29 protein-coding genes are annotated in these 26865 nt (G+C 47.7%); 17 read left to right on the top strand and 12 right to left on the bottom strand.

Features of this window, described 5'->3' with window-relative positions; all coding sequences use genetic code 11:
- Positions 1-17: 17 nt before the first annotated feature.
- The 7 genes from V4534_08425 to V4534_08455 are packed head-to-tail and all read right to left on the bottom strand — an operon-like array spanning position 18 to position 6359.
- Complete coding sequence (locus tag V4534_08425; protein MES2504886.1) at positions 18-992, bottom strand: U-box domain-containing protein; 975 nt, start codon at positions 990-992, stop codon at positions 18-20.
- A gap of 35 nt (positions 993-1027) precedes the next feature.
- Positions 1028-1741: a thermonuclease family protein gene (locus V4534_08430; GenBank protein MES2504887.1), complete on the bottom strand. Its 714-nt coding sequence runs from the start codon at positions 1739-1741 to the stop codon at positions 1028-1030.
- Between the two features lie 55 nt (positions 1742-1796).
- Entirely contained in the window at positions 1797-2684 is an 888-nt protein-coding gene (locus V4534_08435; protein MES2504888.1) for a hydroxyacid dehydrogenase, read from the bottom strand.
- Positions 2647-3408: a GH3 auxin-responsive promoter family protein gene (locus V4534_08440; GenBank protein MES2504889.1), complete on the bottom strand. Its 762-nt coding sequence runs from the start codon at positions 3406-3408 to the stop codon at positions 2647-2649. The genes V4534_08435 and V4534_08440 overlap by 38 nt, the downstream gene beginning before the upstream one ends.
- A 9-nt stretch (positions 3409-3417) precedes the next feature.
- Entirely contained in the window at positions 3418-4032 is a 615-nt protein-coding gene (yihA, locus tag V4534_08445; GenBank protein MES2504890.1) for a ribosome biogenesis GTP-binding protein YihA/YsxC, read from the bottom strand.
- Positions 4019-5080, bottom strand: coding sequence for a c-type cytochrome biogenesis protein CcsB (gene ccsB / locus V4534_08450; GenBank protein MES2504891.1), 1062 nt, complete (start codon positions 5078-5080; stop codon positions 4019-4021). Before ccsB ends, yihA begins: the two co-directional genes overlap by 14 nt.
- Positions 5046-6359: a cytochrome c biogenesis protein ResB gene (locus V4534_08455; protein ID MES2504892.1), complete on the bottom strand. Its 1314-nt coding sequence runs from the start codon at positions 6357-6359 to the stop codon at positions 5046-5048. The genes ccsB and V4534_08455 overlap by 35 nt, the downstream gene beginning before the upstream one ends.
- Before the next feature lie 96 nt (positions 6360-6455).
- Between V4534_08455 and mraY the strand changes: the two genes are divergently transcribed.
- Genes mraY through V4534_08475 form a run of 4 tightly spaced genes read left to right on the top strand, consistent with a single transcriptional unit; the run spans position 6456 to position 12159 of the window.
- Positions 6456-7562 carry a phospho-N-acetylmuramoyl-pentapeptide-transferase gene (gene mraY, locus V4534_08460; protein ID MES2504893.1) on the top strand — a complete coding sequence of 369 codons (1107 nt, stop codon included), beginning with the start codon at positions 6456-6458 and terminating at the stop codon, positions 7560-7562.
- 2 nt (positions 7563-7564) lie between these two features.
- Complete coding sequence (gene murD / locus V4534_08465; GenBank protein ID MES2504894.1) at positions 7565-8725, top strand: UDP-N-acetylmuramoyl-L-alanine--D-glutamate ligase; 1161 nt, start codon at positions 7565-7567, stop codon at positions 8723-8725.
- On the top strand, positions 8715-9797 hold the full coding sequence (gene ftsW / locus V4534_08470) for a putative lipid II flippase FtsW (GenBank protein MES2504895.1): 1083 nt from the start codon (positions 8715-8717) through the stop codon (positions 9795-9797). Before murD ends, ftsW begins: the two co-directional genes overlap by 11 nt.
- Positions 9798-9810: 13 nt before the next feature.
- Entirely contained in the window at positions 9811-12159 is a 2349-nt protein-coding gene (locus tag V4534_08475; GenBank protein MES2504896.1) for a DEAD/DEAH box helicase family protein, read from the top strand.
- On the opposite strand, the gene V4534_08480 is transcribed toward V4534_08475, so the two are convergent.
- From V4534_08480 to V4534_08490, 3 genes are read right to left on the bottom strand one after another with little or no spacing between them, the layout of a single operon-like run.
- Positions 12106-12582 (bottom strand): hypothetical protein, encoded by a 477-nt coding sequence (locus tag V4534_08480; GenBank protein ID MES2504897.1) that lies wholly within the window; start codon positions 12580-12582, stop codon positions 12106-12108. The genes V4534_08475 and V4534_08480 overlap by 54 nt on opposite strands.
- A gap of 2 nt (positions 12583-12584) precedes the next feature.
- Positions 12585-12896 (bottom strand): hypothetical protein, encoded by a 312-nt coding sequence (locus V4534_08485; protein MES2504898.1) that lies wholly within the window; start codon positions 12894-12896, stop codon positions 12585-12587.
- 2 nt (positions 12897-12898) lie between these two features.
- Positions 12899-13336, bottom strand: coding sequence for a hypothetical protein (locus tag V4534_08490; protein ID MES2504899.1), 438 nt, complete (start codon positions 13334-13336; stop codon positions 12899-12901).
- Positions 13337-13446: 110 nt separating this feature from the next.
- Here V4534_08490 and murG point away from each other — a divergent pair, with 110 nt between their 5' ends.
- From murG to V4534_08535, 9 genes are all read left to right on the top strand, one after another.
- Complete coding sequence (murG, locus tag V4534_08495) at positions 13447-14514, top strand: undecaprenyldiphospho-muramoylpentapeptide beta-N-acetylglucosaminyltransferase (GenBank protein MES2504900.1); 1068 nt, start codon at positions 13447-13449, stop codon at positions 14512-14514.
- Complete coding sequence (murC, locus tag V4534_08500) at positions 14508-15878, top strand: UDP-N-acetylmuramate--L-alanine ligase (GenBank protein MES2504901.1); 1371 nt, start codon at positions 14508-14510, stop codon at positions 15876-15878. Before murG ends, murC begins: the two co-directional genes overlap by 7 nt.
- A complete protein-coding gene (gene murB / locus V4534_08505; protein ID MES2504902.1) occupies positions 15871-16761 on the top strand; it encodes a UDP-N-acetylmuramate dehydrogenase in 891 nt (296 codons plus the stop codon). Before murC ends, murB begins: the two co-directional genes overlap by 8 nt.
- Positions 16740-17426, top strand: a complete 687-nt coding sequence (locus V4534_08510) for an FtsQ-type POTRA domain-containing protein (GenBank protein ID MES2504903.1) — start codon at positions 16740-16742, stop codon at positions 17424-17426. The genes murB and V4534_08510 overlap by 22 nt, the downstream gene beginning before the upstream one ends.
- Before the next feature lie 2 nt (positions 17427-17428).
- The gene (ftsA, locus tag V4534_08515; protein ID MES2504904.1) at positions 17429-18643 is read left to right on the top strand and encodes a cell division protein FtsA; all 1215 of its coding nucleotides are present in this window, start codon (positions 17429-17431) and stop codon (positions 18641-18643) included.
- A 14-nt stretch (positions 18644-18657) separates the two neighbouring features.
- The gene (gene ftsZ / locus V4534_08520) at positions 18658-20067 is read left to right on the top strand and encodes a cell division protein FtsZ (GenBank protein MES2504905.1); all 1410 of its coding nucleotides are present in this window, start codon (positions 18658-18660) and stop codon (positions 20065-20067) included.
- Between the two features lie 12 nt (positions 20068-20079).
- Complete coding sequence (locus V4534_08525; protein MES2504906.1) at positions 20080-20508, top strand: phosphatidylglycerophosphatase A; 429 nt, start codon at positions 20080-20082, stop codon at positions 20506-20508.
- A gap of 65 nt (positions 20509-20573) precedes the next feature.
- On the top strand, positions 20574-20906 hold the full coding sequence (locus tag V4534_08530; GenBank protein ID MES2504907.1) for a hypothetical protein: 333 nt from the start codon (positions 20574-20576) through the stop codon (positions 20904-20906).
- Between the two features lie 70 nt (positions 20907-20976).
- Positions 20977-21345, top strand: coding sequence for a hypothetical protein (locus V4534_08535; GenBank protein MES2504908.1), 369 nt, complete (start codon positions 20977-20979; stop codon positions 21343-21345).
- A 17-nt stretch (positions 21346-21362) separates the two neighbouring features.
- Here the strand turns inward: V4534_08535 and V4534_08540 are convergent, their stop codons facing one another.
- Together V4534_08540 and V4534_08545 are read right to left on the bottom strand one after the other, a co-directional pair.
- On the bottom strand, positions 21363-21806 hold the full coding sequence (locus V4534_08540; GenBank protein MES2504909.1) for a hypothetical protein: 444 nt from the start codon (positions 21804-21806) through the stop codon (positions 21363-21365).
- Complete coding sequence (locus V4534_08545; GenBank protein MES2504910.1) at positions 21803-22288, bottom strand: hypothetical protein; 486 nt, start codon at positions 22286-22288, stop codon at positions 21803-21805. The genes V4534_08540 and V4534_08545 overlap by 4 nt, the downstream gene beginning before the upstream one ends.
- A gap of 105 nt (positions 22289-22393) precedes the next feature.
- Between V4534_08545 and V4534_08550 the strand changes: the two genes are divergently transcribed.
- From V4534_08550 to rpmB, 4 genes are read left to right on the top strand one after another with little or no spacing between them, the layout of a single operon-like run.
- A complete protein-coding gene (locus V4534_08550) occupies positions 22394-24832 on the top strand; it encodes an ATP-binding protein (protein MES2504911.1) in 2439 nt (812 codons plus the stop codon).
- Positions 24833-24858: 26 nt separating this feature from the next.
- Positions 24859-26334: a proline--tRNA ligase gene (gene proS, locus V4534_08555; GenBank protein MES2504912.1), complete on the top strand. Its 1476-nt coding sequence runs from the start codon at positions 24859-24861 to the stop codon at positions 26332-26334.
- Between the two features lie 18 nt (positions 26335-26352).
- Complete coding sequence (locus V4534_08560) at positions 26353-26559, top strand: hypothetical protein (GenBank protein ID MES2504913.1); 207 nt, start codon at positions 26353-26355, stop codon at positions 26557-26559.
- A gap of 59 nt (positions 26560-26618) precedes the next feature.
- Positions 26619-26840: a 50S ribosomal protein L28 gene (gene rpmB, locus V4534_08565; GenBank protein ID MES2504914.1), complete on the top strand. Its 222-nt coding sequence runs from the start codon at positions 26619-26621 to the stop codon at positions 26838-26840.
- The last annotated feature ends 25 nt before the right edge of the window (positions 26841-26865 follow it).

Genomic DNA, 26865 nt, shown 5'->3' on the forward strand with positions numbered 1-26865 from the left:
TCCGGCGGCTCTTAAGTTCATTCAGGTGAGTAGACAATTATGGGATCTGAACGGTCATTTTCTGCGACCGAAATTGTGGCCAAATAATGTGCCTTTAACTGTTTAAGGAGCTGGCCGAAGGAGTAGTTATTGATTAGTGTTCGCGCGCTTAACGGCAAGCCCTGAATGGGACTTCGAATCGCATGACCAAATGGAAATTGGGCTATCCAGAGCGTTATTTCATTGCGTTCGTAAGTGTGACCGTCACTTGCAACCGCTGGATACTGGAAAGGCTCTAAAGAGATAGCACAGTGATAATTCTGCAGAATTGTTTCTCCAGGCGTGCCATCTAGCAGGTCGGCTATCATTTGTCTGAGTGTAATATTTGGGAAAGAGATGACTGGCTTCTGGAATTTCCCTTTTTTTTGCGCTTTTTCGAACGCATTTTTTTGGTAAGAAATGCCATCACTGGTGACAACAGGATTTGTCATTATTTCTCCAGATAAAGGGCAGATGATTGCAGGATAAGTAGCCATTAGAGTCAGTTCAAACTCGCTTGGGGGCTCCTTAACAGGTGCCGACTGCATACATCCTGCTTGTATTAGATTTGGTATAAAGGGGGCTACTTGCTCCGGTCGTGGCTTTAAACTGAATTCGTCGCTCGCTTCATTTGCTTCGGAGGGGTACTGGTTCTCAAACTGGAGTTGCGCTAGTTCATCTTTAAGTTCGTCAAGGCTTTTTGACTCGGGATCGTAGACAACGTAAGCTTCCCGTATTTGATTGATAATCTGGCAGATTTTTTCTCGGATCTGCTCCCACGTTGGACCTACGGTTATAAGGCTTTGAAATAAAGTGATTCTCATTTCGCTGCGCCTTTGTGCTTCTTCTTCAATTTGTTGAGCTTTGATTTCAGCGTTGGAAATAATACTAAGCCAAGGGCCTACTGGGCTTTTTTGAGCGGCCGCCGTTAATGAAAACAGAAGAATATAAGCGGTAAGCCAGGTTACTCTCATCCCCCAGCAACAACGTACCGCTTAAAAATATTTTGTTATAGGCAAGAAGCTCGTGCAGCGCCGTAGCGATGTTCGAATGGGACGTAGACTAAAGTCGAAGCAGTCGTGTTCGCTTTAGGGGCGTAATCGACGATGGTGCAGCTCTTATATGAGTTTGTGTGCTTTTTGACTAAAGACAGGCCAGTGGAAGTTGAAACAAACCGGTCATAAGCGCCGCCTTTGAGTTCGCGTTCCTCAGGGCTGTGTGCAGAAGTTAGGATGTAATCCACAACACCTTTTTTCCACATTCCGACCCTGTCATGCATTGCTTTTTGTTGAGCTTCAATCAGTGAGTCGTCGCTTTCTTTGGTGCTGACGAACATGACGTGCGCAAAACCATTTTCTACCATGCTGGTCGATAGATCAGAGCAGTCCGCGAGTAGCCTGCCATAAACATCGTGGCTATCATCTAATGTGCAGTGCCAGGTGCCGGCTCGCGCATGTTTGGTCGCGTCTTTAGAATTGTCGAACAGCTCATCTGCTCGCCAGTTGCCCCATTGGTGGACTGATCCGTAGGATTCCAGAGAGTTAATGCCTCGAATACGGCTACTTTTTCCGGCTAGCGGACCTGTTAAAACTCTGAATGTATCTCCGTCGTTGAAGTAAACCTTAACCTTTTTACCATCCAAAACGACATCCGTTTGTGGATAACTTGCTGCAAAAAGTGGCGAAATTTGTAGAAACCCGAACAAGAATAATAGACGCATCATGGCCAGCCTCTCCTCGGGATGACAGTTAACCACAAATTTATTTATCTGAAATCAGTCATTTGACCGAGAAGAACTGTTTTGTTTTTTCAGCGAGCTGAAATCCAACTCTATCCTGTGCTTCTCGAGTCGATGCTGCCAAATGAGGTGTCAAAATAACATTTGGATGCTTGATCAGTGGGCTGATTTCTTTTGGTGGTTCCTGTTCGAAAACATCGAGTGCTGCACCTGCAACGAAGCCAGCTTCCAGTGCACCAAATAAAGCTGCCTCATCAACAATGCCGCCTCTAGCGGCATGAATGATGCGAACGCCTTTTTTCATTTTTTTGAAGGCATCGGTTGATAACATATGCCTGGTTTGAGGCAATAATGGCACGTGAATGGTGATGAAATCGGCCTGTGCATACAGGCTGTCCAGTGAAACCAGTAAGTCGCTTTTAGCCACGGGATCATACGCGACTACTTTCATGCGTAGGCCTTGCGCTAACTCGGCAACGATCTGGCCTACTTGGCCAAGCCCGATGATGCCTAACGTTTTATCACGCAGCTCCGTGCCCATGAATTTGGATTTTTCCCAGGCACCGGCTTTCATGCTGGCAGTTGCCTGAGGGATATGCCGAGCGAGCGACATCATCAGTGCAACGGTGTGCTCCGCGGTACTGACTAGATTTCCTTGAGGTGTATTGACGACTTCGATGTTTTTTTGGCGAGCAGCATCTAGATCGATGTTGTCGAGGCCGATGCCAGCGCGGCCAATGAGCTTCAGCTTGTCGGCTTTTTGAAGGAGCTCAGCGGTTACCTGTGTCTGACTGCGCACCAGCAGGGCTTCGTAGTCGCCGATTTGGCTTAAATGCTCCATGCCGACATCTACTGAGAATGCGGGGTTGCCTTTCAGCACATCGATGGCTTCAGGAGAGAGCTTGTCGGAAATCAGAATTCGAATCATGAATCACCTGGAAAGAGGGCGTATTTCGAAAAGGTTCGCTAGCCAATACGCGTATACCGATATGATAGCGATATAGTCCAGACTTTTGGCTAATGATCAGATCGTAAATTTTTCCAGCCTCGATTTCATGAACACGAAGTACTGATTTATCGGCGCTCATAAATTCGTAAAAGACTTCGGATAGAAGCGGCAGCATGGCGTCGCTCTGCTGGAGCTTGACCATCAAAGGGCCTTCGACATGCAAAGGCTGGTCATGAAGCAAACTGTGCGGGAACGGCGTTGGCTGCTGTGTCCAACGTGATTTGTAATGTGCTAAAATCGGTTCAATGTTTTTACTGTTTAAAGCCGTGTTGGCGGCCTTAATCGCAAAGAGGCGATAGAAAGATCGCTCGAGACTTCGTGTGTACGGAAAAGATTGCTTGTCACCAGAAAATGCATATCGAACGACCGGTTCATTGACCAGAATATTGCTCTCATGAGTGCGTTGGCGATCAATCCAATGTTTTAATTTATCATAGGTAACAATAGGTACTTTCTTGCAATATTGTTCATAATTATCGCCGCCTTTCACATTGAAAAGTAAGCCATACTTCGTACCGCTCAGTTGGCTTGTGAGCTGCGATAATACCCGGTCCTGAACGCGCTTGGGACGTTTCAAATCTTTCAAAAACTGGCGTGCATAAGGTCTGAGCCAAAATTTTAAGCCAAAGGCGCGAAGGGACATAAGCTAATACTATCTAACAATAGGCTGGGAAGCAATACGGCTAATTCTCATGAGTAATTCTTCTCTGCCTAGATGCTCATTGGATGAAACAGCGAAACACTGGTCCGATGATATTTCTAAAATGCGAGCAAATCGCTTTTGCATATCTTTGCGTTTAGATAATGGCAGTTGATCGATTTTAGTCATGACGACCAAGTAGTAGGGAACATGTTCCCGAAATTGCCGGCTGATTTCGATGTCTTCTTCTTTGGGGTCCCGCCTGCAATCCAGCAAATGAATCATCACGTTTAGCTGCTCACGTTTTTCGATATAGTCTGACAGCAAGTCGGACAGCGTGTCGCGTTCTGTTAAAGATAGCTTAGCGTAACCGTGCCCAGGCAAATCTAGAAACCAAATCTTCTTTTTTTCAAGCTCTGCTTCAAATAAGTTCAAAGCGCGGGTACGCCCAGGGGTTTTCGAAACCCGGGCCAGGCTTTTTTGGCCAGCGAGAAAATTCAGCAAAGAAGATTTGCCAACGTTTGAGCGCCCAAAAAAGGCGATTTCGGTCATGTCGCCGGCTGGCAAAAGCTCGACGCTGGGTACTGACAATAAAAATTTAGCTTTTTCGAGCCTAAGAGCTTCCATAACTATGTAATCCGTCTGCAAACCACCCTAGGTTAACCCCTAAAAAGCCTGCAATAATAATAAAAAATCCAACCACTCCAATCACAGCGGATTTTGGTCCGGCCCAACCATAGGTGATGCGGGTGTGTAAGTACAGAGCATAGGTAATCCAAATCACCAAGGCGCCTGTTTCTTTCGGATCCCAAGCCCAGTAACGACCCCAAGCATAATGTGCCCAAAGCGCCCCGGTTACCAACACCACCGCCATGAGGGCAAACGAGACCAAAATATTTGAATAAGCAATATGATCAAGCTGCTCAGAAGAAGGCAATAAACTACGTATTTTCGTAGGATATAAAAACACCAAGCCAACAAATATCTGCACCAAGCAAATAAAGCCAAACAAACTCATATTCCAAACGCTCATTTCGCCATTTAAAAATACGAGCCCGCCGCTTGCCAGTAATACGAGCGCCACCCAAAGCGCGATTTTCCGCAAGGGCACACGGCTTTCGTCCTTGACCAAATAAAGAAAGCTAGACACCGCACCAATGGTTCCCGCCGCATACGCAATCGAGGCGCTAATCACATGGACCATAATCCACCAGCTTTTGAGCGCCGGCACCAACGGCTTGATTTTGCCATCCGTCAACGAAGCAATCCCCAAAGCAGTGAGCGCTAAAAGCAAAGCAAACACGCCAACAAAAGGCGGCTTCCATTTAACTTCGCAAATCAAGAAGACCAGGATGAGCCCCCAACCCATATAGACCATAATCTCGTATAAGTTTGACCAGGGCGGATGCTGGGTGAGCACTTGCCAATAAGCGATCCCGTGGAGCTCTTCCCCGGTACTAAGTCTATAAGCATCAAGCTCAATCAAACCAGCTTCAAACCAGCGAAAGCCCATCCCAATCGTTTGGGTTAAAAATCCCAGGGCAACAATAGTCGTAGCGATTTGCCGAATTCGTTCGCGCTTCAGACTTAAGTTTAAAGCATACAGAAATAAAGCCAGCACATAGGCGCCGGCGCAGATATTATATAGACTGGTGCTGACTAACAATTTTTTCAAACTCCTGTCGAAATGCTTGGGGGTACCGGTTACAAACGCCGGCCAATGTAAGCTCAAACTCGCCGTTTTCTAGCTGGGTAACTTTGGCGTAATAGCGGCGCTGGTTCATGCCAAACGCCATGGCCAGGCCAAAAAACATTAAGATAAAGCCAGCAAAGACGAAATAGGCACCCGGCACTTTACCCACGCTAATACCTGTCGCATAAGGCTCATCGAAGCCGGCAAAAATAATCTCTTGCTCACCCCGTCTGACTTCAGCATCAAACTTTGGCTGCTTGCGAAACACGACGAACTCGGAACCATTAAGCTCGATTTGCACTGCGCTGCCCAGGCCAGCATAGTCCTCAAAAAGCTCGGTGACTTTGAGCGAGTTTTTGTCAAATGCAACCGGCTCGCCCGGCTTAACCTGCACTGTGCGAGACTTGCCGCCGCGAGGTGCGATTTTGAGATTGACTAGTTTTTCGCCATCCAGGGACTGGTAGGAAGCCTGGTAGAAAGTGTAACCTTGATATTCAAGCGGGTCGTTCACCCGGATAGTTTTGGATACTACCGGCGTTTCCAGATTATCAGGCGAAAAAATAGCCAAATCCGATTCATATGCCATCGGGCTACCATCCGCGTAGGTCTTCAGCCTAAAATCACTGCACTGGATAACAAAGTTCAAACGATGCGAATAAGTCTTGCCGCCAACGCCTTTAGCCTGGACGATTTGGCTAAACTGCCCCTCAGGAATCAGCATCATACCATCGACCCCCAGCTGGGTAGCAGCGATTGAGCCGAACATAATAAATAGCAAAGCTGTATGGATAATATAGACACCGCAGCGGGCATATTTATGCCGTTCAAAAAAGATATAGATGGTATCGCCTTCTTGCCAGCGCTTCTCTTTAGCAGAAAAAATGCTGGTGCTGACTTGATTAACGATCAACACCGCTTTTTGAGAAGCTTTGCGCAGTAAATAATTATCCAAAAGCAAATGCGGATTTCGAGCGTCTACCCAAATCTTAGGCAGCCTGGCGATTGAGCAGCCGATCAGATTCAAAGCCAGCAGCAGCACTAAAATCCCGAACCACCAGGAATGGTAAACATCATGCAGCTCTAAAAACAAAAATGCATCGCGTACTAAGGGCGCCTTAATATTCTGAAGATGGGTAGCCAGAGGCTTGGTTTGGTCCCAGAACATGCCGGTAAAAAGTGCGATGCCCAGACCTATAAAAATCACCAGTGTCAACTTCAAAGAAGCAAACAATCGAAAGGTGTAGTGATAGAGGCGCCGCATGAAAAAGCGTTATCGGTAAGATAAGGGCGCTTGTAAATCCCTATTTGCGCGTGGAGAGTTGTTGCTTAGGCGTGTGTGGGTGCTATGATGGAGCGCATGTTCCTTAACTTTTTGTACCAACAACATTTTAATTTTAGCTTTTTAAATGTTCTAAGGTATCCATCATTTAGAATTTTAATGGCTGCTTTTACAGCGCTGTTATTAAGTTTATTTTTATTTCCTTGGTTCATTAGGCGGATGCAGGTTTTCAAATTCGGCCAGGAAATTCGCAAAGATGGTCCACAGGATCATTTTAAAAAGCAAGGGACGCCTACCATGGGTGGGTTGTTAATTTTGTTGGCGGTCACTGTCTCGACTTTGCTTTGGGCAGATTTGGGCCACGCTGGCATTTGGATGCTTTTGTGGGTGATGCTTGGGTATGGCGCTATTGGCGCTTATGATGATTACCAAAAGATTAAGTTTAAAAACACCAAGGGTCTGTCTGCACCTAAGAAGTTGTTTTGGCAGTTTTTTATTGGCGCGGTTGCTCTGGGTTTGTATGTTTATAACTTTTCATCCATGCCGTTCTCATCTGAACTAAATATGCCTTTCGTGGCATTCGAGAGATTTCATCCGGAATTGCCGATTTGGCTCTATTTTGGTTTTGCGCTGTTTCTGCTTCTGGGAACATCGAATGCGGTGAACTTGACCGATGGTTTGGATGGCTTAGCCATTGGGCCAGTGTTGATTAGTTGCTCGGTGTTTTTGGTGCTTGCTTATGCGGCAGGAACAACTTTAGCGGATTTCAATATTGCGAAATATTTGCGGATTGCGTCGGTCGAAGGCGCTTCGGAGCTGTCGGTTTTTTGCGGTGCGGTGATAGGGGCTGGTGTTGGTTTTCTTTGGTATAACGCTTATCCAGCGCTGATTTTTATGGGGGATGTTGGCTCTTTGGCGCTCGGCGGCGTGCTGGGGTTATTGGCGATTTTGACGAAGAATGAGCTTCTTTCGGCACTGCTTCATGGGGCTTTTTTGATGGAAGCGGTGAGTGTGATTTTGCAGGTGGCATCGTTCAAGCTGCGCAAAAAACGCATTTTTAAGATGGCGCCCATTCATCATCATTTTGAATTGTTGGGTTGGCCAGAGCCTAGGGTGATCGTTCGCTTTTGGATTTTTGCTGGTTTACTGGCTTTGTTGGCCATTACATCGTTGAAGTTGAGATAGGTATGAAGATAGGTGTGGTAGGGCGCGGGCGCTCGGGTAAAGCGGCTTTTGATTGGTTAACGCTGCAGGGCGAATCACCTGAATTTTTAGATGATGTTGATGGCAACTTGACGCCGGATTCGGTGATGCCGTTTGATGCATTGGTGCTATCGCCCGGTGTTCCCCGAAGGCATCCGGCCATCGAGGCAGCGATTAAGCACAATAAGCCGATTTATAATGAGATCGAGCTAGCAAGCAAAGCGCTTGTGGGCTGCAGATTTGTTGGCATCACGGGCACTAATGGCAAGTCGACGACCACGGCACTGCTGGGTCATATTCTTGCACAGGAGCAGCCGGACGTGTTTGTGGGCGGTAATTTAGGCAGGCCGCTTTGCGAGGCTTTAATTGCCGGGGAAAGACCACGGTTGGCGGTGCTTGAACTTTCTAGTTTTCAGCTTGAAACGATTAAGCAGCTCTCGTTGGATGTGGCCATTTTGCTTAACTTAACGCCGGATCATTTGGACCGGTATGATAGTGCCCAGCACTATTATGATGTCAAAAAGCAGATTTTTGAGCTTTTGAAGTCTGAAGGGGTTCGGATCGAATTGCCATCCAGCGAGTTGCCGCCGGGGTTTAAAGCACCGGCCAAGCTGATTGGCACGCATAATATGCAGAACATCCGCGCGGCGGTTTTGGCTGCGCAAGCGCTGGGTGTGTCCGATGCGGTGATACAGTGTGGTTTGGATAGCTTTCCCGGTATTGCGCACCGACTGGAAATATTAGGCGAAAAAAACGGCGTAACTTGGATTAACGATTCTAAGGCTACGACAGTTGAGTCGGTGCTGGCGGCGCTTGATTGTTTTTCTGCTGGTGTTCATTTGATTTTGGGTGGGCTGGGTAAGCAGGCTAGTTATCGGCCACTGGTCCCCGCTTGCCATGGCAAAGTGCGAGCAGTCTATCTTATTGGGCAAGATGCACAGCGGATAGAAGATGCTTTTGCTGGGCATGAGGCCGGCATCAATATTTATCGCGCTGAGACCTTGGAAAAAGCGGTGCAGCTGGCGTTTCAGGAAGCGGTTCAGGGGGAGACAGTGCTTTTATCGCCCTCTTGTGCGAGTTACGACCAATTTAAGAGTTTTGAAGATCGGGGCAACAAGTTTAGGAGTATGTTTCATGGTCTCTAAGTTAATTGCCTGTGCCAGCATTACCCTGGTGATGCTCGGGATTGTGATTGTGTTTTCAAGCTCAGCGGTGATGGCGCATTTTGGTTATCACGACTCGATGTTTTTCTTAAAGCGTCAGCTATTTTTCTTGGTCTTAGGTTTAATCGCTTTTGGTGGAGCGCTTTATTTAGATCCAAAATACTACCAAAAGTACGCTTATCACTTTTATTTTTTCGCCTTGTTTTTGCTGGTGTTGGTGCTGATACCAGGAGTTGGGAAGTCTGCGGGTGGGGCAGCTCGGTGGATTTCTTTGGGGCCTTTGAGATTGCAGGCAGGCGAGGTGTTAAAGCCAGCGTTGGCAATTTATTTGGCCATGTCGCTGGCTAAAAAAGGCGAAAAAATGTTGCTGTTTCGGGTGGGCATTGTACCGCATTTGGTCCTCCCCGGGATTGCCATGGGACTTTTGCTGCTGGAGCCTGACTTTGGGACAACGGTCATTGTGGCATTGGTTACGTTCTCGATGCTTTTTATTGGCGGCGCGCGCGTGGCCTATTTGCTCGGGGCGATCTTGATTGCCATTCCGGTGGCGATTCAGGTGGTGGCATCCAGTCCTTATAGAATGGCACGTGTCATGGCATTTTTGGATCCTTGGACGCATCGTCAAGAAGGTGGGTATCAGGTGGTTCAAAGTCTGATGACGCTGGGCTCTGGGGGCTGGTTTGGTAAAGGCTTTGGTCAAGGGCCTTCTAAGTTATATTTTCTGCCCGCATCGCATACCGATTTTATCTTGGCAGTGATAGGTGAAGAGCTTGGTTTTATGGGCATTGTCTTGGTGCTCGCCTGTTTTGGTGCTTTGCTTTTTTCAGGGTTTCAAATCGCTCTTAAGAGCAGAGATCCTTTTAAAACTTACCTCGCCATGGGGCTTACGGCGCTTATGACCTTGCAGGCAACGTTGAACGCCTTCGTGGTGATGGGTTTAGTGCCTACGAAAGGGCTAACATTACCGCTGGTTAGCTATGGGGGCAGCAGTCTCATTATGGCTTGTTGGATGATTGGGGTGCTTTTCCGGTTAGGCAGAGAATTGAAAATATGATAGCTGCCTGAGCATGAAATGCTTGGTTAAGCTTGGTCTGATTTTGACGTTTGCATGGGCTGTGGTTGCCGAGGAAGTCGTTAAGCTTCTGCCGCACCAGGAAACTGCGATTAATTACCTGCTGAATCATCCAGAGCAAAAAGGCCTGTTGATTAACCATTATATGGGCACTGGTAAGACTTTTCTAGCAATTGGATTTGCCGAGAAGTTTCCGGATACGCCAGTGATCGTGTTGGCGCCTAGATTCATCGAAGGGCATTGGCTCCAGCAGATGAAGCAGTTTGGCATAGGCCAAACCAGCCGTTTCGAATTCGTTTCGTATCAAGATGCACCTGAAAAGCTTAAACATCGAGACCTTTCTGGTACCATCGTCATTTTGGATGAAGCCCATAATTTGGTTCGCTTTATCAAATCGCCTAATCTGGAGCAAAATAAGCGTTACAGTAGTTTTTATCTGAAGTTGCAGGGCGCCAAGCGTATTTTGGCGCTGACCGGTACGCCGATTTATAACAACGAATTTGATCTGGCTGTCTTGGTCAACCTAGTCTCGGGCAGTGAGCTCTTCCCATATAACGAAGAAAATTTCCGAGAAATCTACACCGAGGTCATTCCCAATCGTTCGTTTTGGAGAGGCTATTTCACTGAAAGTATGATCGTTCGAAACTCCGGCCCCATGGCAGTGGCTGTGGCGGCGGGTGCTTTATCGCCCATTGCGATTGTGCCGGTCTTAGCGCTCAGTATGATTAGCTTTCCGGTGATTAATAATGCTTTGTTGCCAGTACAGAAATTTCCGCTCCGTCAGTTAAACGCTGAACGCCTTCAGCATATTAGTGAACGGTATATCTCCTATTACGAGATCCCTAAGGTTAGTCAGAGTGATTTTCCAGGTCAGACCCGGCATGAAATGCAGGTAGATTACGACGCAGACCAGTTTGAGTTTTTTCTGAATTTCGCCGAAATGAGCTTAAACGAAAATAAATTATATCTGCTCATGCGGGAAGAATCGCCTGACATCGATTTGGAATACATAAGGCTCAACAGCTCGATTCTGCAGCAACATCTCCGACGGGCGCCTGGAGCAGGGCGAGATATTGGCAATCTGGGGGATGCTCCGCCCAAGTTTCAGCGCGTATTGAAAGCAATGACCGATAAGGGCCTGCAAAAAACGGTTATCTATTCGAACTATTTTGAAAACGGCGTCAAGATATTTGCAGATTACTTGGAAAAAAACGGGCTGGGGGGCAAATATGCGATTTTATTACCCAGTGCCAATGCAGCCGAACAATCTCGCTTAGTTGCCGAGTATAATTCAGGTGCCGTACCGATTTTATTGCTACATCCTGAAATCACCGAAGGTATTTCTTTGAGAGGCACGCGCCAGTTTCATGTGCTTGAGCCCGTGCTTAACTCAACGATATTGGAGCAAGTTATTGGTAGAGCGGTTAGGTATCGGTCCCATTTGGCCCTGCCAGAAGCTGAGCGTCATGTAGACATCTATTTATGGCAATCTGTTTTGGGAAGTTTCAATCTCAAAAATTTTGAATTGAAAAAAGCGAATTGGTTGGCCAAGTATCGAGAGCTGAGTGATTGGGCTGACTTTGGTCGCGGCATCACTCAGATTGATAAAAACTATGACTTTAAGCTCTACTCGCCTGATGAATACGCCTATATGCGGCTCGGGGATTTGAACCAGAATATTCAGATTTTGAAAGATGTCTTAAAAGAGCATGCCATCGAATCGAACAGACTAACCATTGATGAAAAAACCTATAAACCTTCCAGGGCATTGCCATATCCAACCACTAACTTAACGGCTGGGTATTTCTTCACACCAAAAATCCAGTGGTTGGGCAAAAGCGAGCTGCAATCTTTGCCTGAGATGAGGTCCGATGTTTCATTTCGTATTGGCATAGAGGTGCCTCTGTATCGATATTTGAATGCTGGCGCTCACGTATCTTATATCGGTTATCAGTTTTACAACCAGGATGCGAAAATGCTGGTGTTGGGAACGGCGCTGGACATGAAGGCCCAGTATCCCCTCGAATTTGGCCGACAAAGAATTGCGCCATATTTAACAGGTTCATTGGGAATTGTGGGTGTCGTGGATATCAATGTCTTAAGGCCGTATTCGAAAACAGCGACCGGTAAAGAAATAGGCTATCTGGGCATGGGAGCTTCATCACAGCTGATGTCAGGTCTTGAATATTATCCAGTGCCTCTTATCGGCATTTTTGCGGAGGGCGGCATTCATGCGATGATTGCTACCCACCGCGTCACTGAAAATTCCGAAGCCACTTGGGAGATGGACTCATACTTCTTGCATGCGTGGCAGATTCAGTTTGGCCTTAAACTTGGATTTTAACCAGCTACCTGCGGTAGGTACGCTGAGCCCGATAGCAGCGGATACGTCTAGCGGCACTCCGAACCATGCGCATACAGCTGTTACCGCGCCCATGGCAATGGTCGTTCCATATTTCAAAATCACTGCTGTAGCAGCTGCTGCAAAAGTGATTTTTGCTAACACTGGCAGCGCGACGAGCAAGGCGGCTTTGATTTGAGCAACAGTCATCCCGCCGCCTAAATTACTGCCGAGTCCGCCGGCTGTGCTTCCATTCATGGGGGCGGAAGTTCCGCCAGAGTTTATGGCCGCATCACTTTGTTCCTCATCAGGAGCTTGGCGGATGGCAAAGCCAGCCTCGTATTCTTCAGCGGTGAGTTGATAGGTGTTTTCGGCGTTCAGGCCTAAAGCTGCGATGATAAAGGCAAAGATAAAAGCACGCTTCATGATTAATTCAGGCTCCTTTCGAGCTGCCACAGTTTCAAAGCTTCGAATCGCTTTTCGAGCTCGGCCATTTCAGTATCTTGGCCAGCATAGCTTTTATAAGCGACATAACTTATCAAAGCGCCCACTGAACCAATAGCCATCGCGTGGTTCGATATCTTGCTCCAAAAACTCTTAGAGGCTGGGCCTGTTGTTTTAATTTCGATCCAATTGCCATTTTTGGTCTGTACCAGGGCAACTTCTCCGGGTGCCAAAGTCTGGCTGGTGGCGAAAGAGAAGCTGGATAATAAGCTCAGTGATAGAAATATATTCTTCATAATTAAAAAAACCTCGCAGAAAAAGCCTTCATGCTATAGTAAAATGCGTTGCCGACCATAAATTGAGAAGCGAGTCCTAGCGCAATACCAGCCAAAGGATTTGAGATCCCAAGCATGTAGGTAATGCCTTGTGTTACCGCTGGGACGGCATAGTACTCGGCTGTTTTTTGAGCGGCAGTACCGGCAAGTTCATAAGGCTTCAAGCTCGGCATTTCCCAGTTAAAGACCGGGTTAATGACAGCATCGTTAACAATTTGAATGCCAAGGTCCGAAACAATTGATTTGGTCAGAGTTTCGCCAAAGGCTTGGCCTGCTTTTTGGCCGATATAGTACGAAGCGCCTTGCTTTGTTGCTAGCTGCGCCAATGCTGTAAACGGATTATAGGCCTGAGCCGAATTGATAGCAATTAAAGCAAATATTAGTGCAATATATTTAGTCATTATTTTCCTTTTTTGGTCATCTATTATTGCATATTTCAATGTCGAAAAGCAAGCGTGATCAGGCTTTACTTTCGTTTGACAACAAGTCGGTTCTTAAGTATTCAAAAGATATGAGATTTCTAATAGCCGGTGGAGGCACTGGCGGTCACATTTTTCCTGGTATTGCGATTGCTCAGGCGCTGAAAAGTCAAAATCCCAAATCGGAAGTGTTGTTTGTTGGTACCAATCGCGGAATTGAAGTTTCCGCGGTGCCGAAATCGGGTTTTGAGTTGAAAACCATCGAAATTTCAGGCCTTAAGGGCCGTTCATTCGGCAAAACGCTACAGGCTTTGTTGCAGTTGCCCTTGGCTATTATTCAGTCAGTGCAGATTTTAACACAGTTTAAACCAGACGCGGTCGTAGGCGTCGGAGGTTACGCATCCGGCCCCGTATTGCTTGCGGCCTGGCTGCTGCGAATCCCACGAGCGATTTGCGAACAAAATAGCGTCCCTGGCTTCACCAATCGCATGTTGGGCAAATATTTTGTGAAGCATGTGTGGGGCGTGTTTAAAAAAAGTGAAATGCATTTTCCCGCTGGTCGCTTTCATTTGACAGGTAATCCATTGAGGAAAGACTTTTTACATCGCCCTTTGGCTGAGAAATCTCGAGACAAGCTTTTGGTTTTAGGCGGTAGTCTTGGGGCCAGGCCCTTAAACGAAGTGGTTCCAGCAGCGCTAGCTCAGGTGCACCAGGCGGTTCCAGGCCTCAAGATTACCCATCAAACGGGTGTTAAAGATGTTGAGCAGGTCAAACGGGCCTATGCGGATTTGGGCATTGACGCTCTGGTGTTGACTTTTATTGACGACATGCCCAAAGCCTACGAAGAGTCAGACTTGGTGATTGCTAGAGCCGGCGCCAGCACTTGTGCTGAGTTGACCGCTTTGGGTGTTCCGGCTATTTTGATACCTTTTCCGCAGGCGGCAGATGACCATCAAACGGAAAATGCGCGCGAACTCGTGGACGCTGGGGCAGCGCTTATGTTGACGCAGCAGGAAATGACGGCCCTAAAGCTGGGCGGTATGGTGCAGCATCTCTTTTTAGATTTTAAAACGCTTGAAAGTATGGCACATAAAGCCCGTCAGATTGGCAAAAAAAACGCAGCAGAAATTATTGCTAAAAAAGTTGTTGAAATATGTTAAAAAAAGTTCACTTCGTTGGGATTGGCGGAATCGGGATGAGCGGTATCGCTGAGGTTTTGATTAGCCTTGGTATTAGAGTGCAGGGCTCCGATTTGGCACATAACGACAACACTGCCAGATTAGAGGCCTTGGGCGCTAAGATTTATTACCGCCATGAAAGTAGCCAGGTCGGTGAAGCCGATATTCTGGTGGTCTCTTCGGATATCAAACAAGATAACCCTGAATTGCAAGAAGCGCTGAGACTAGGCATTCCAACGATTCCGCGTGCGCGCATGTTGGCTGAGCTCATGAGACTGCAACAAGGCATTGCCATTGCGGGCTCGCATGGGAAGACCACCACGACGAGTTTGGTGGCCGCGATTTTAGACCAAGCAAATCTTGACCCAACAGTGGTTATCGGTGGTAAGGTCAATCATTTGGGCTCTAACGCTCGCCATGGAAAAGGTAAATTTCTAGTCGCTGAAGCGGATGAATCCGACGGCTCGTTTTTGCTGCTTTTGCCCAATATTGCGGCAGTAACAAACTTGGATGCGGAGCACTTAGATTTCTGGAAGGGTGGACTGCCTGAGCTTCAAGATGCTTTTGTTCAGTTTTTAAACACGCTTCCGTTTTTCGGTTTGGCTGTTTTGTGTGCAGATGCGCAATCGCTGCGAGAAATTTTGCCACACATTAAGCGCCGTGTGGTGACTTATGGGATTTCGGAGCCTGCGGATTTTGAGGCCAAAGAAATCTCCCACGAGCGTTTTCATACAGAATTTCGCCTATTTAAATATAGCGAAGATTTAGGGCTGGTCAGGCTGAGACTACTCGGAGAGCACAATGTTCAAAACGCGCTGGCGGCTATCGCGATTGCAGACGAGTTGGGCATATCTCTTGATATTATGCGGGATGCTTTAGAGGCATTTGCGGGTGTGCAAAGGCGTTTTACGCAAATCGGTGAAAAAAACGGCATTTTGGTGATAGATGATTACGGCCATCACCCGGTTGAGATTAAGGCCGTCTTAAAAACTGCCCAGAAGACTTTTGCTGAGCATCGGGTAGTCGTTCTGTTCGAGCCACACAGGTACACGAGAACGCGTGATTTGATGGATGCGTTCGTGGATGCGTTCGAAAATGCCGACTATTTGGTCGTTAGCGATATTTACCCTGCCCGCGAAAAGCCTATCGAAGGCATTTCTTCCACGGTTTTAGTGGATAGGATCCGCGAGACTGGACATGCACAAGTTTTTTATGGTGGCAATCTAGAGCAATCGACCGCCATGGTGGTGGCTGCAGCAAGACCCGGCGATGTTATTATTACTCTAGGCGCAGGCGCAGTTACCAAGAGTTCGGTGAAAATTTTGGAGCTGCTTGAAAGTGTTTGAGGGTGTAGAAATCTACCAAGAAGAGCCACTGGCGCCGTATACCACTTTGCATTTGGGCGGACCTGCAGAGTTTTTAGCGCTTCCCAAAAATAAAAATGAGCTCATTTTGCTGCTAAAGCACGCAGATTCGCACGGTTTGCCGGTACATCTGCTGGGCGGGGGCAGTAATCTGCTTATCAGCGATGCAGGCGTCAGGGGTATGGTGATTCATCTCGCCGGCGATTTCAATAAAGTTGAAGTCTCTGAAAGCGGCGATGAAGTCCGGGTAGGCTCCGCTTTTTCTTTCCCAAAGCTCACCCGCCTATGCTTGGAATTGGGTTGGGAAGGCGCTTTAGGATGGAATGGAACGCCTGGTCTGGTGGGCGGTGCTTTAAAAATGAATGCAGGTACTCGCTTGGGAGAGCTCGGCGCTGTAGTTAGTTCCGTGGAAGCCGCCACCGCGGAGGGCTCTATGCTGCTGACTCATGAGCAAATGGGATTTTCTTATAGAAATACGAATTTCCCTGCAAAGGCAGTGTTATGTAGCGCGCATTTAGTCTATAGGCATGCAGAACCAGCCAAAAAAGCAGAATTGCTAGCGAAAGCAAGTGATTTGGCGAAACGCCGTAAGGAATCACAGCCAAAACAGCGTTCCGCTGGTTCCATGTTTAAAAATCCACCTGGCGATTATGCCGGGCGTTTGATTGAAGCATGCGGTCTAAAAGGTGCGCGGGTTGGAGGTGCAAAAATCTCCGAAGTGCACGCTAATTTTTTTGTGAATGATTCTCATGCGTCTTCAAAAGATATGCTTGAACTTTCTCAAATGGCCCAGAAAAAAGTTTATGATGAATTAGGAATTAAATTGGAATATGAGGTGAGACGTTGGGGCTTTTTAGAAAAATAATTTTATCATTAATATTTGTTGCTGCCGGCGTTATTGTTCCAGTTGCCTACATTTGGGTGACCGAGGGTTCCGCTTTAACCATTCGCACCATTCATATTAAATCTGGTGAGCATGCAAAGGCCGAAGAGCTTCAATTGTATTTGCGAGATTATGTTGGCAAGCCTCTCTATGGTGTCAATTTAAGTAAAATTCGTGAAGTGGTGCTGAGGCACCCTTGGGTAGCTGAAGCTTCGGTGAGAAGGCAGCCCCCCACAGAGCTCGAAGTTGAAATCCGTGAACGCAAACCCATTGCGTTAATTAAAAAAGAGAGACTTTGGGTGGTGGATACTCTGGGTGTCCCTTTTAAAACCGCTGAGAGTGAGTCGGAGCTTTCGTTGCCTCTGGTTTCCAAAGCGGCGGACGTAGAGATTTTGCTCACCCATACGGCCGTAGGTCTCCCTGGAGGCGCTATCTCTGAGGTTTCACAATACGCCAAGGATCAATTTAAGGTATTATTTGTGGGTGGTCTAGAGGTTGTCATTGGTGGTCAAAATAGTTCCCAGCAGTGGGAAAGGCTCGCATTGGTTTTAAAGAAATTAAACGATCGGGCGCCTGATTTAGCTTTTGTTTATCTTGACGACACGTCAAAACGGGGCCAGATTGCCGTCCGTTTTAAGAAAGGGTAGAAATGGCTAAGTTTCGCAAGGATAATTTGATCGTCGGACTGGACATTGGCACGACCAAGATTGGATGCGTTGTGGCCGAAGTTGGTATCGATGGCATCGATATTCTTGGCATTGGCACAAGCCCTTCGAAGGGCCTCAAAAAAGGGGTGGTTATCAACATTGAAGCCACCATTAGTTCAATCAAAAAAGCAGTTGAAGAAGCTCAGCGTATGGCTGGCGTAGAAATTCGTCAGGTTTGCGCGGGAATTGCTGGCGCTCATATCCAAGGTTTTAATAGCCAGGCCGTGGTTGCGATTAAAGAAGGCGAAGTCAAAAAGAGCGACGTTGATCGCGTTTTGGACGCTGCCAAGGCCTTCTCAGTTCCGACCGATAGAGAAATCTTACATCTTCTGCCGCAAGAGTTTGTGATTGATGGACAAGACGGTATTAGAGATCCCCTTGGCATGTCGGGTTCACGCTTAGAAGCGAAAATACATATTGTAACTGGCGCAATTAGTTCTGCTCAGAATATTATTAAATGCGCAGAAAAATGCAATTTAGAAGTGACAGAAATTGTGCTTGAGCAGCTTGCGTCTGCCTATGCAGTTTTGAGTGAAGATGAACGCGAACTTGGTGTCGCTTTAGTTGATATAGGCGGCGGAACTACTGATATTGCTATCTTCTGTAATGGTTCGATTCAGCATACCTCAGTTATCCCAATTGGTGGTCAACATTTGACTAATGATATAGCGGTTGGGCTAAGAACTCCTGCAGAAAATGCGGAAGAAATTAAAAAATGTTATGGCTCTGCCAGTGCAAAAATGATAGGGAAAGAAGAAGTTATTGAAGTACCTAGTATTGGCGGAAGACCAGAAAGAATTTTACGTAGACAAATATTGGGTGATATCTTGGAGCCTAGGGTCGAAGAAATCTTCGAACTGGTGGCTAAGGAGATACACCGCGTGGGATTTAGAGAGTTACTTGCTTCGGGCGTTGTGCTAACAGGAGGCTCCGCGCTTTTGCCAGGAATGGTAGAAGTGGCTGAGCATGTGTTGGGACTGCCAGTGAGGCGAGGTTCTCCAAAAGGCGTCGGCGGTCTTTTAGATGTGGTGAACAGCCCCATTTATGCGACGGGCGTAGGTCTTGTACTTTACGCGGCCAGCAATACACGGAAACAGGAAAATTTCTATTCTAAATTTAAAAAGAGAATAGGAGCCTGGATTCAAGATATGATTTAGGGAGGGAGGCAAAAATGATTGAATTTGATGAAATGCAGCAAAGAGGTCCTCGAATTAAAGTGATAGGTGTTGGTGGTGGTGGCGGTAACGCCGTCAACAACATGATTCAACACGGCATTGCCGGCGTTGAGTTTATTGTTGCTAATACCGATATCCAGGCTCTCGATATCAGCTATTCTGATGTAAAGCTTCAACTTGGACAGGGATGTACCAAAGGTCTGGGCGCAGGCGCAAAACCTGAAATTGGCGCAAATGCAGCCAAAGAAAGCATCGATCGAATTGAAGAACTTCTTTTAGGCGCCGACATGGTGTTTATCGCTGCCGGTATGGGCGGCGGTACGGGTACCGGTGCGGCTCCAATTATTGCAGACGTCGCTCAGCGCTTAGGCGCTTTGGTCGTTGGTGTGGTCACCAAGCCCTTTTTGTTTGAAGGCAACAGGCGCCGCAAATCGGCTGAAGCTGGCGTGGAAGCGCTGAAGCAAGCTGTTGATACTTTAATTGTTGTGCCAAATAACCGTTTGCTTCAATTAGCAGATGCCAACACTTCGATGTTGGACGCTTTTAAAATGGCTGACCAAGTCTTGCTCAACGCCGTTAAAGGCATCAGCGATATTATCACCCAACAAGGTATCGTTAACGTCGACTTTGCAGATGCTATCTCCGTGATGAGCGATCAAGGCATGGCGCTTATGGGCATTGGTTCTGGTAAAGGTGAAAACCGTGCCATCCAAGCTGCTGAAAAAGCTATTTCCAGCCCGTTGCTCGAAGACGTTTCGGTCGACGGCGCGATGGGTATTTTGGTCAACGTCACTGGTGGCAAGTCTTTGACTTTGCATGAAGTGAATGCTGCGATTGAGCTTATTACCAAAGCAGCCCATGAAGATGCGAACATCATTTTTGGTTATGTGGTCGATGAAAAACTCGAAGATGAAGTGACCATCACAGTGATTGCCACTGGCTTTGAAGGCGCGAAGGATATTAAGGTTGTTGAACCGACGCCTGCCCTGACGCCTGCTCCTGTGGCTGCCCCGCGACTTTACGTCCCTGAGCCTGTCGTTCAAGTGGCGCCAGTGGAAGTGCCCATTGAAGCACCCGGCCCGTTGTTTTCTCAACCTCCAGCGGTTGTTGCACCGGTTCACGTTCCTGTGCAGGTCTCCATTGTTCCACCTGCGCCTTCGATGCATCCAATGGCTACATCTGAAGTTGAGCCTTCTCGCGACATTCCAACGTACATTCGTAATGGTTGGGACCAAGTTGAGCCGGTGGCAGCGAAGATGCACATGGGCATGAGACCGGTTTCAGAAATGAAGATTCCGCTGCTTGCGCCTATGGAAGAAGATGCTTCGTTGACTTCTCATGGTGTGAAAGCCAAGGAAGATGAATACGATATTCCAGCTTTTCTTCGTAGAAATGCTGACAGTTGATCAATGTCGTATGTGATTAGTACTTTCTGCTATGTCGGCTGTATCGGCCGCATGCCAGGTACCTGGGGCTCTTTGGCATCTCTCGCCATTTGGGCCCCTCTTGTTTTGTTAAATGCTTCACCGCCGATTCGGCTAGCCTTCATATTATTTGTCTTTCTGATTGGGTGGTGGGCAACTCATCACTCAAGGCATCAGTTTAAAAGCCTTGATCCCAAAGAAGTTGTGATTGATGAAGTTGCGGGTATGGGGCTAACGCTCGCGTTTTGTCCCGCTGATATTTCAAGCATTGTTGCGGCCTTTCTGCTGTTTCGATTCTTAGACATTGTGAAACCCTGGCCGATTTCGTGGGTGGATCGAAAAGTGAAAAGCGCCTTGGGTGTGATGATGGACGACATGGTGGCTGGCCTTATTGGCGCCGTTATTTTAAGCCTTTTGGTTTAAGTCAAACGCCTGACGCGGGGTCTTTTTTGCGTCGCTATGGTTACCTTTGAAGGAAGGGACAAAACATGACGCGTATTCTCAAAGTCTTCTCGTTATTCTTACTCGTACTATGCATCGGTTCGGCTGAAGCAAAGGCGTGTGGTCAAATTAGTGTCACTTACGGCGCCGGCATTGGCCAAGCTTGCAGTATCTATCCGAATATGGGAGCGACATGCGCTCAAGGCCTGACCTGCGTGGTCCAACCCTATACCACTTTTGGTGTGTGTCACCCTTACAACGGCAGCTATGCTATTCCAGCAGGTGGCGGCTACGGTCCTGGCTATAACAGAGGCTACGGTTATGGATTCGGCGGCGGATTCCGAGGTGGTTTCGGTGGAAGACACGGCTGGCGCAGATAAACCTAGGTCGGACGACCGATGGTTTTTGGTTCCTATGCCGAACTAGGCTCAGCATAGGAGTGACAAAAAAATGAAAGCATTTAGTTTTTCTTTACTTTTGGCTGGTCTATTTTTTATAGCAATGCCACGCCATGCTGAAGCACAAAGATGGTCTGGTCTTGGTCAGGCTTGTAGCCAATTTTACTATGGTCCAAGATGTGTTCAAGGAACCGTCTGCTATGTGAACCAATCCGGTTTTGGAACTTGCGGATACCCACAAAACCGTCGTCCATCCAGCGTCAATGTTGGCTGGAGCTGGCAATTTGGTTGGGTTTGGGAAAATGGCCGTTGGAACTGGAGAGCAGGCTGGCACTGGAACGGTGGCAATAATAACAACAATAACTGGAATGGTGGTAACGGTGGTCGCTGGGGTAATGGCGGCCGTTGGGGACGTAGATAATCTTTGCCAAGTGTCCGCTACGGAATAGTCATCGTTTTGGTATCTTTCGGATTAAGTAGGTCACCTTGGTGGGCTGCCATAAAACTCACCAGACTCTGACTAAAAGCGAAGATGGCTAAAGGCGTAGCGAACGCCGCGGTGAAAGAGATAAATGGATGGTCCGAAATCGTAGATTTTGGTCCGTCCATTTTGCTTGAGCAAGAATGTTTAATTGCCAGCGCAAACGCCGGCAACAAAAAGAAGGCGCCGATACCGATCCACTCAGCGCCTAGCTCCAAGGATACAGGTATGTTGGGAACCATGCGTACATAAAGTATCGCATTGTGCTCAGCTGGCACAGGCGCGGCAGTGGTGCGAGCTGCTGCTCTGGTTGTGTCGGGGGGCGGAACCAAAGGCGTGGGACTCGATTGCCCCATCGCAACTTGTCCAATGAAACACGCTGCTAAAAATATTTTGCTCATGGATTGTTCTCTACTTGAACCTCGCTGTCTTTGGCGTGGATGATTTCTAAATCGTTAGGCAAAATATAGGCGTTTCGGATTCCTTCAATGATTTGAATAAACATTTGAGAGATACAGGTAGCCGTAACCGGAAATGCCACTGTGCCAAAAAATGCCATAGTCGGGTGCTGTAGGGCCATTTCTCGTGTTGCCAGTGATTGACCGACCCCAACAGACGAAGGCGCAGTTCCCAGTGGCTGATTGCTGCCCCCCATATTTGGCACTTGAGCTGCACTATTTTGCAGCACAATTTGTTTGAATTTGAATATGATTCGAATGCCGATGCCAGCGCAAATACCAGCCGCAACAAGATAGAGCGATGCGGCGATAAAATGACCTTCTGGCGGAGATACTGCTCTGGTGTAAAGCATGGCTGGATGCGTGGAGTTGTTTGCAAAAATACTCACGGAACAGAAACTAACGACCAAAAAAATTTTTTTCATAAGCACTCCAGTGGATTGAGTGTTTACCATTACGAAACTATTCCGCCGGGCAAGCTTCCCGGCTACTCTTATTTCAGTTAAGCTTCTCGCTGGAGAAGTGAACGCATGATCCAAAAAATAAAGCCAGACGCGCTGAGATGGCAGCTGCCTGATTTGTCTATTGTCAAAACAGGTCTCATGGTGCGCAGACGCCGAAGTGGCAAGCGCAATCATTTTGGTGCCATGGTGCAGCAGCGTGCGTTATCCGCCTTGGAATTGGGCCTTGGGATCAGGCAACGCGGCTTTAATATTTTTGTGGTCGGTGAGTCTGGTACTGGCCGGACTTCAACAGTGAACCAACTCTTGTCTGAACGAGCGGTGAAAGAACCCACTCCGGATGATATTGTCCTGCTTTATAACTTCGAAAATCGAGATCGGCCACTCGCCGTCCGTCTTTCTCCTAGTCACGGCCCCAAGCTCAAAAAAACTTACGATGCTTTGATAGAGCGCATGCTCATCGATTTAGAAAAGACCTTCGAATCCGAACGCTACTTGGCTGAGCGTCAAGAGCTGCAAGATGAGTGCCAGGCCAAAACCGAAGCCTTGCTGAAAACCATTGAAGATGAAGCCGGCAGCAAAGGCTTTGTGCTCCAAAGAGGTGCAGGTGCGCTAACCATCACGCCAGCCAACAAAAAAGGCCAACCCATCTCCGAAGAAGAGTTTGAGCATCTAAGCGACAAGGTAAAGCAAAATTTAGAGCAGAATGCCGAACGCCTAGAAACACATTTAGAAGACTGTATCCGCCGCATCCGGACCATCGAGCGAGACACAGAAGACACCATTGAGGCTTTAGAACGCCGGACCGCAATGATTATTCTGGCGCCTTTATTTGATAATGCCAAAGCCGCTTGGAAAAGCGTTCCACGCATTTTGGCCCATTTGGAAGCATGCCAAGAAGATGTCTTAAACCGCCTTCGACGATTTTTACCCGAAGATCGCATGCAGGCCAACGAGTCTGCAGACAGCGGCAGTCTCAAAAAGCGCATTCATGAAGATGAAGAAGACTTCGATGACGATGAGCCAATTTTAATTCGTTATCGCGTCAATGTTTTGGTGACACACGCCAAAGCATCCGGCGCGCCAGTGGTGCAAGAAACGCATCCGACTTCATCCAACTTGATTGGTCGCATCGAGCAACGCTTGCGCGGTGGTGAAACCATGACGGACCACACACGCATCCGGGCAGGGGCTTTATATCTTGCCAACGGTGGTTATCTTTTAATCGAAGCTCAGGATATTCTGCGAGATCCCTCAGCCTGGGAAGGCCTCAAACGTGCTTTAAAAAACAGAGCGGTTGAGCTGGATGATCCCGGGGAGCCCGGCCGTATGGTCTCAGTCGCATCATTAAGGCCAGAGCCTGTGCCTTTGGAAATCAAAGTTATCCTCATCGGCATCCCAGAAATCTACTACCTGCTTTCTAAGACAGATCCAGAGTTTAGCAAGCTGTTCAAAGTCAAAGCCGATTTCGACAATGAAATGGAGCTTTCAGATGAGCACATTGAACGCTATGCCAAATTTCTAAGTTTTCTATGCGCCGATGAAAAGATGCGTTCCTTAAGCCCGGAAGGCGCCGCGCGCGTGATTGAGCATGCTGTCAGGGTTGCGGGACATCAGTCCAAGCTAACTTCCCGAATCGGCGACATGGCCGATTTGGTCCGAGAAGCCAATTATTGGGCAGGCAAAGACAAGTCGCGCTTGATCGAGAGAGTGCATGTGCAAAAAGCGCTGCTCGCTCACGCCGAACGTGAAGGTTTTCTGCAGACGCAGATGATCGAAGATATCTTGGAAAACCGCGTTACCATTGAAACCGAAGGCGCTGTTTTGGGTCAGTCAAACGCTATGACCGTGATTGAGCTCGGCAGCTATTCATTCGGCGTGCCGCTCAGAGTAACCTGCAGAGTAACCTGCGGGAAAGGCGACATTATTGATATCGAACGCGAAACCGAGCAAGCAGGTCCGATCCACACCAAAGGGCGGCTAATTACGCAAGGATTTCTCGCAGATTGCTTCGGCAAAGAAATCCCACTCGGTTTCAAAGCCATTTTATGCATGGAGCAAACATACGGTGATATCGATGGCGACTCAGCCACACTTGCCGAAGCCTGTGCGCTGTTTTCGATATTGGCCGGAATTCCAATTCAACAACGATTTGCCGTTACAGGATCCATGGATCAACGTGGTCAAATCCAAGCAGTAGGCGGTATCAACGAGAAGATCGAAGGCTTCTACAAAATTTGCAAAGCCCGCGGCCTAAATAAATCTCAAGGCGTGATTATCCCCGCGAGCAATCGCTTGGACCTAAATTTAAGCGAAGAAGTGATTGAAGCCTGTGAAGCTGGTCACTTCGAAATCTTCACCGTGGGGACCTTCCAAGATGCGTTAACCTTGCTAACCGGCGTGGCATGGAACGAAGGGGAGCATTCGATCCGAGGCGAGATCATGAAAACCTTGCGCCACTTCAAAGAGATTTGGCTTGCAAGCAAGCGCGAAGGTGTTGGCTTGTAGCTCAGGTGTGATAAGCGCTATGGGCTATGTCCAAACAAAATGCCATCAGTCCTACCCGCAGCGAAAATTACCCCGAATGGTACCAGCAAGTAATCAAAGCTGCTGATCTGGCGGAAAACTCGCCCGTGAGAGGCTGCATGGTTATCAAACCCTGGGGCTACGCCATTTGGGAGCTGATTCAAAGCAATTTGGACCGGATGATCAAAGACACAGGCCATGAAAATGCCTATTTTCCTTTGCTCATCCCATTAAGCTTTTTAGAAAAAGAAGCCGCACACGTGGAAGGCTTTGCCAAAGAATGCGCTGTTGTGACGCATCATCGCTTAGAATCTGACGGTGAAGGCGGCCTTAGACCAGCAGGTCTTTTGGAAGAGCCTTACGTGATTAGGCCTACCAGCGAGACCATCATTGGCCATTCGTATGCCAAATGGGTCCAGTCTTATAGAGACCTGCCGATTTTAATTAACCAATGGGCCAACGTCATGCGTTGGGAAATGCGCCCGCGGATTTTCCTGCGAACCACCGAGTTTCTTTGGCAAGAAGGCCATACAGTTCATGCCACTCAAGCAGAAGCTGAAGAAGAGACGCTTAAGATGCTGGAGGTGTACGCGGATTTTGCTGAAAACTACTTAGCGATGCCTGTGATCAAAGGGATGAAGACTTCAGACGAGCGCTTCCCTGGCGCGGTGGACACCTATTGCATTGAAGCGATGATGCAAGATGGCAAAGCACTTCAAGCTGGTACTTCCCACTTTTTAGGCCAAAACTTTGCCAAAGCCTCCGAGATTTCATTTACCGATGAAAACGGTCAAATCCAGCACGCCTGGACCACCTCTTGGGGTGTGTCAACAAGGTTGATGGGCGGTTTAATTATGGCTCATAGTGATGACGACGGTTTAGTGATCCCCCCAAGGCTGGCGCCTAAACAAGTGGTTATTCTGCCTATCTTTAAAACACCTGAAGAAGAAGCTCAGGTACTCGCTCTGTGCGCTAAGCTTGAGCAGTCTTTAAAGAGCCAGTCCATCCGCGTCATGATCGATAAGCGCGATATCAGGGGTGGCGAAAAGACTTGGCAGCATATTAAGAAGGGCGTCCCAATCCGTGTGGAAATCGGCCCTAAAGATCTGGCTAAAAACCAAGTGGTTGTAGCTTGCCGACATAAGGCTCATCAAGATAAACAATTTATGACCCCCGAAGCTTTGATGGAGCAAATCGGTCCCATGCTGGAAGGCATGCAAGCGCAAATGCTGTCGAACGCGAAAGCGCGCCAGCAAGAAAACACGAAAGAGATCAACTCCCTTTCTGAATTCGAAGCTTTCTTCGAGCAGGGCAGCGGCTTTGCACTATGCCACTGGAACGAAGCAGCCATCGGCCATGAGCTGTTGACCAAATTGAAAGTGACGCCAAGATGCATTCCGATGGATGCTCCTAAGGAATCTGGAACGTGCCTGTTTACAGGTAAAGAAAGCAACAGGCGCATTGTTTTCGCCAAAGCCTACTAGGTTTGGATAGTTACCCACATGTTAGTTACTTGGAAAAGTGTCATGTGGGCAGCTGTGCGAAGCTATCAATTTTTGGAATCCCTCAATAATTCTCTAGCGCCAGATCCTGATGCTAGAGAACCGGTAGATATGCTTGAAACACCTGTCAGACGGTCTAGATCTAACAAGTCGGTTCATTTTGATGAATCTAAAAACATAATTATTGAAATCCCTCCCAGGGATTAAGGACCCAAGGCTTGCTCATTTTAAAAAGGATGCTATGGTGCACACCCTGATAGGAGTTTATTATGGCAGTCTGCACACTTACCGGCAAATCTTGGATGAATGGAAACCGCGTTTCTCACTCCAACATCAAAACCAAACGCAAACTGAAAGCCAACGTGCAAAACAAACGTATTTTCGACGTTGAATCAGGCCAATGGATCCGCGTGAAGCTGTCCACAAGGGCTATTCGTACCTTGAATAGAAAAACCCTTTCCGCTTGTCTTTCCAAGATTTGTGCTTAAACTGTCTCTCCATATAAGGAGATCG

It is taken from the genome of Myxococcota bacterium (assembly GCA_040387835.1).
GTDB lineage: Bacteria > Myxococcota > UBA727 > UBA727 > JABDBI01 > JAZKCZ01.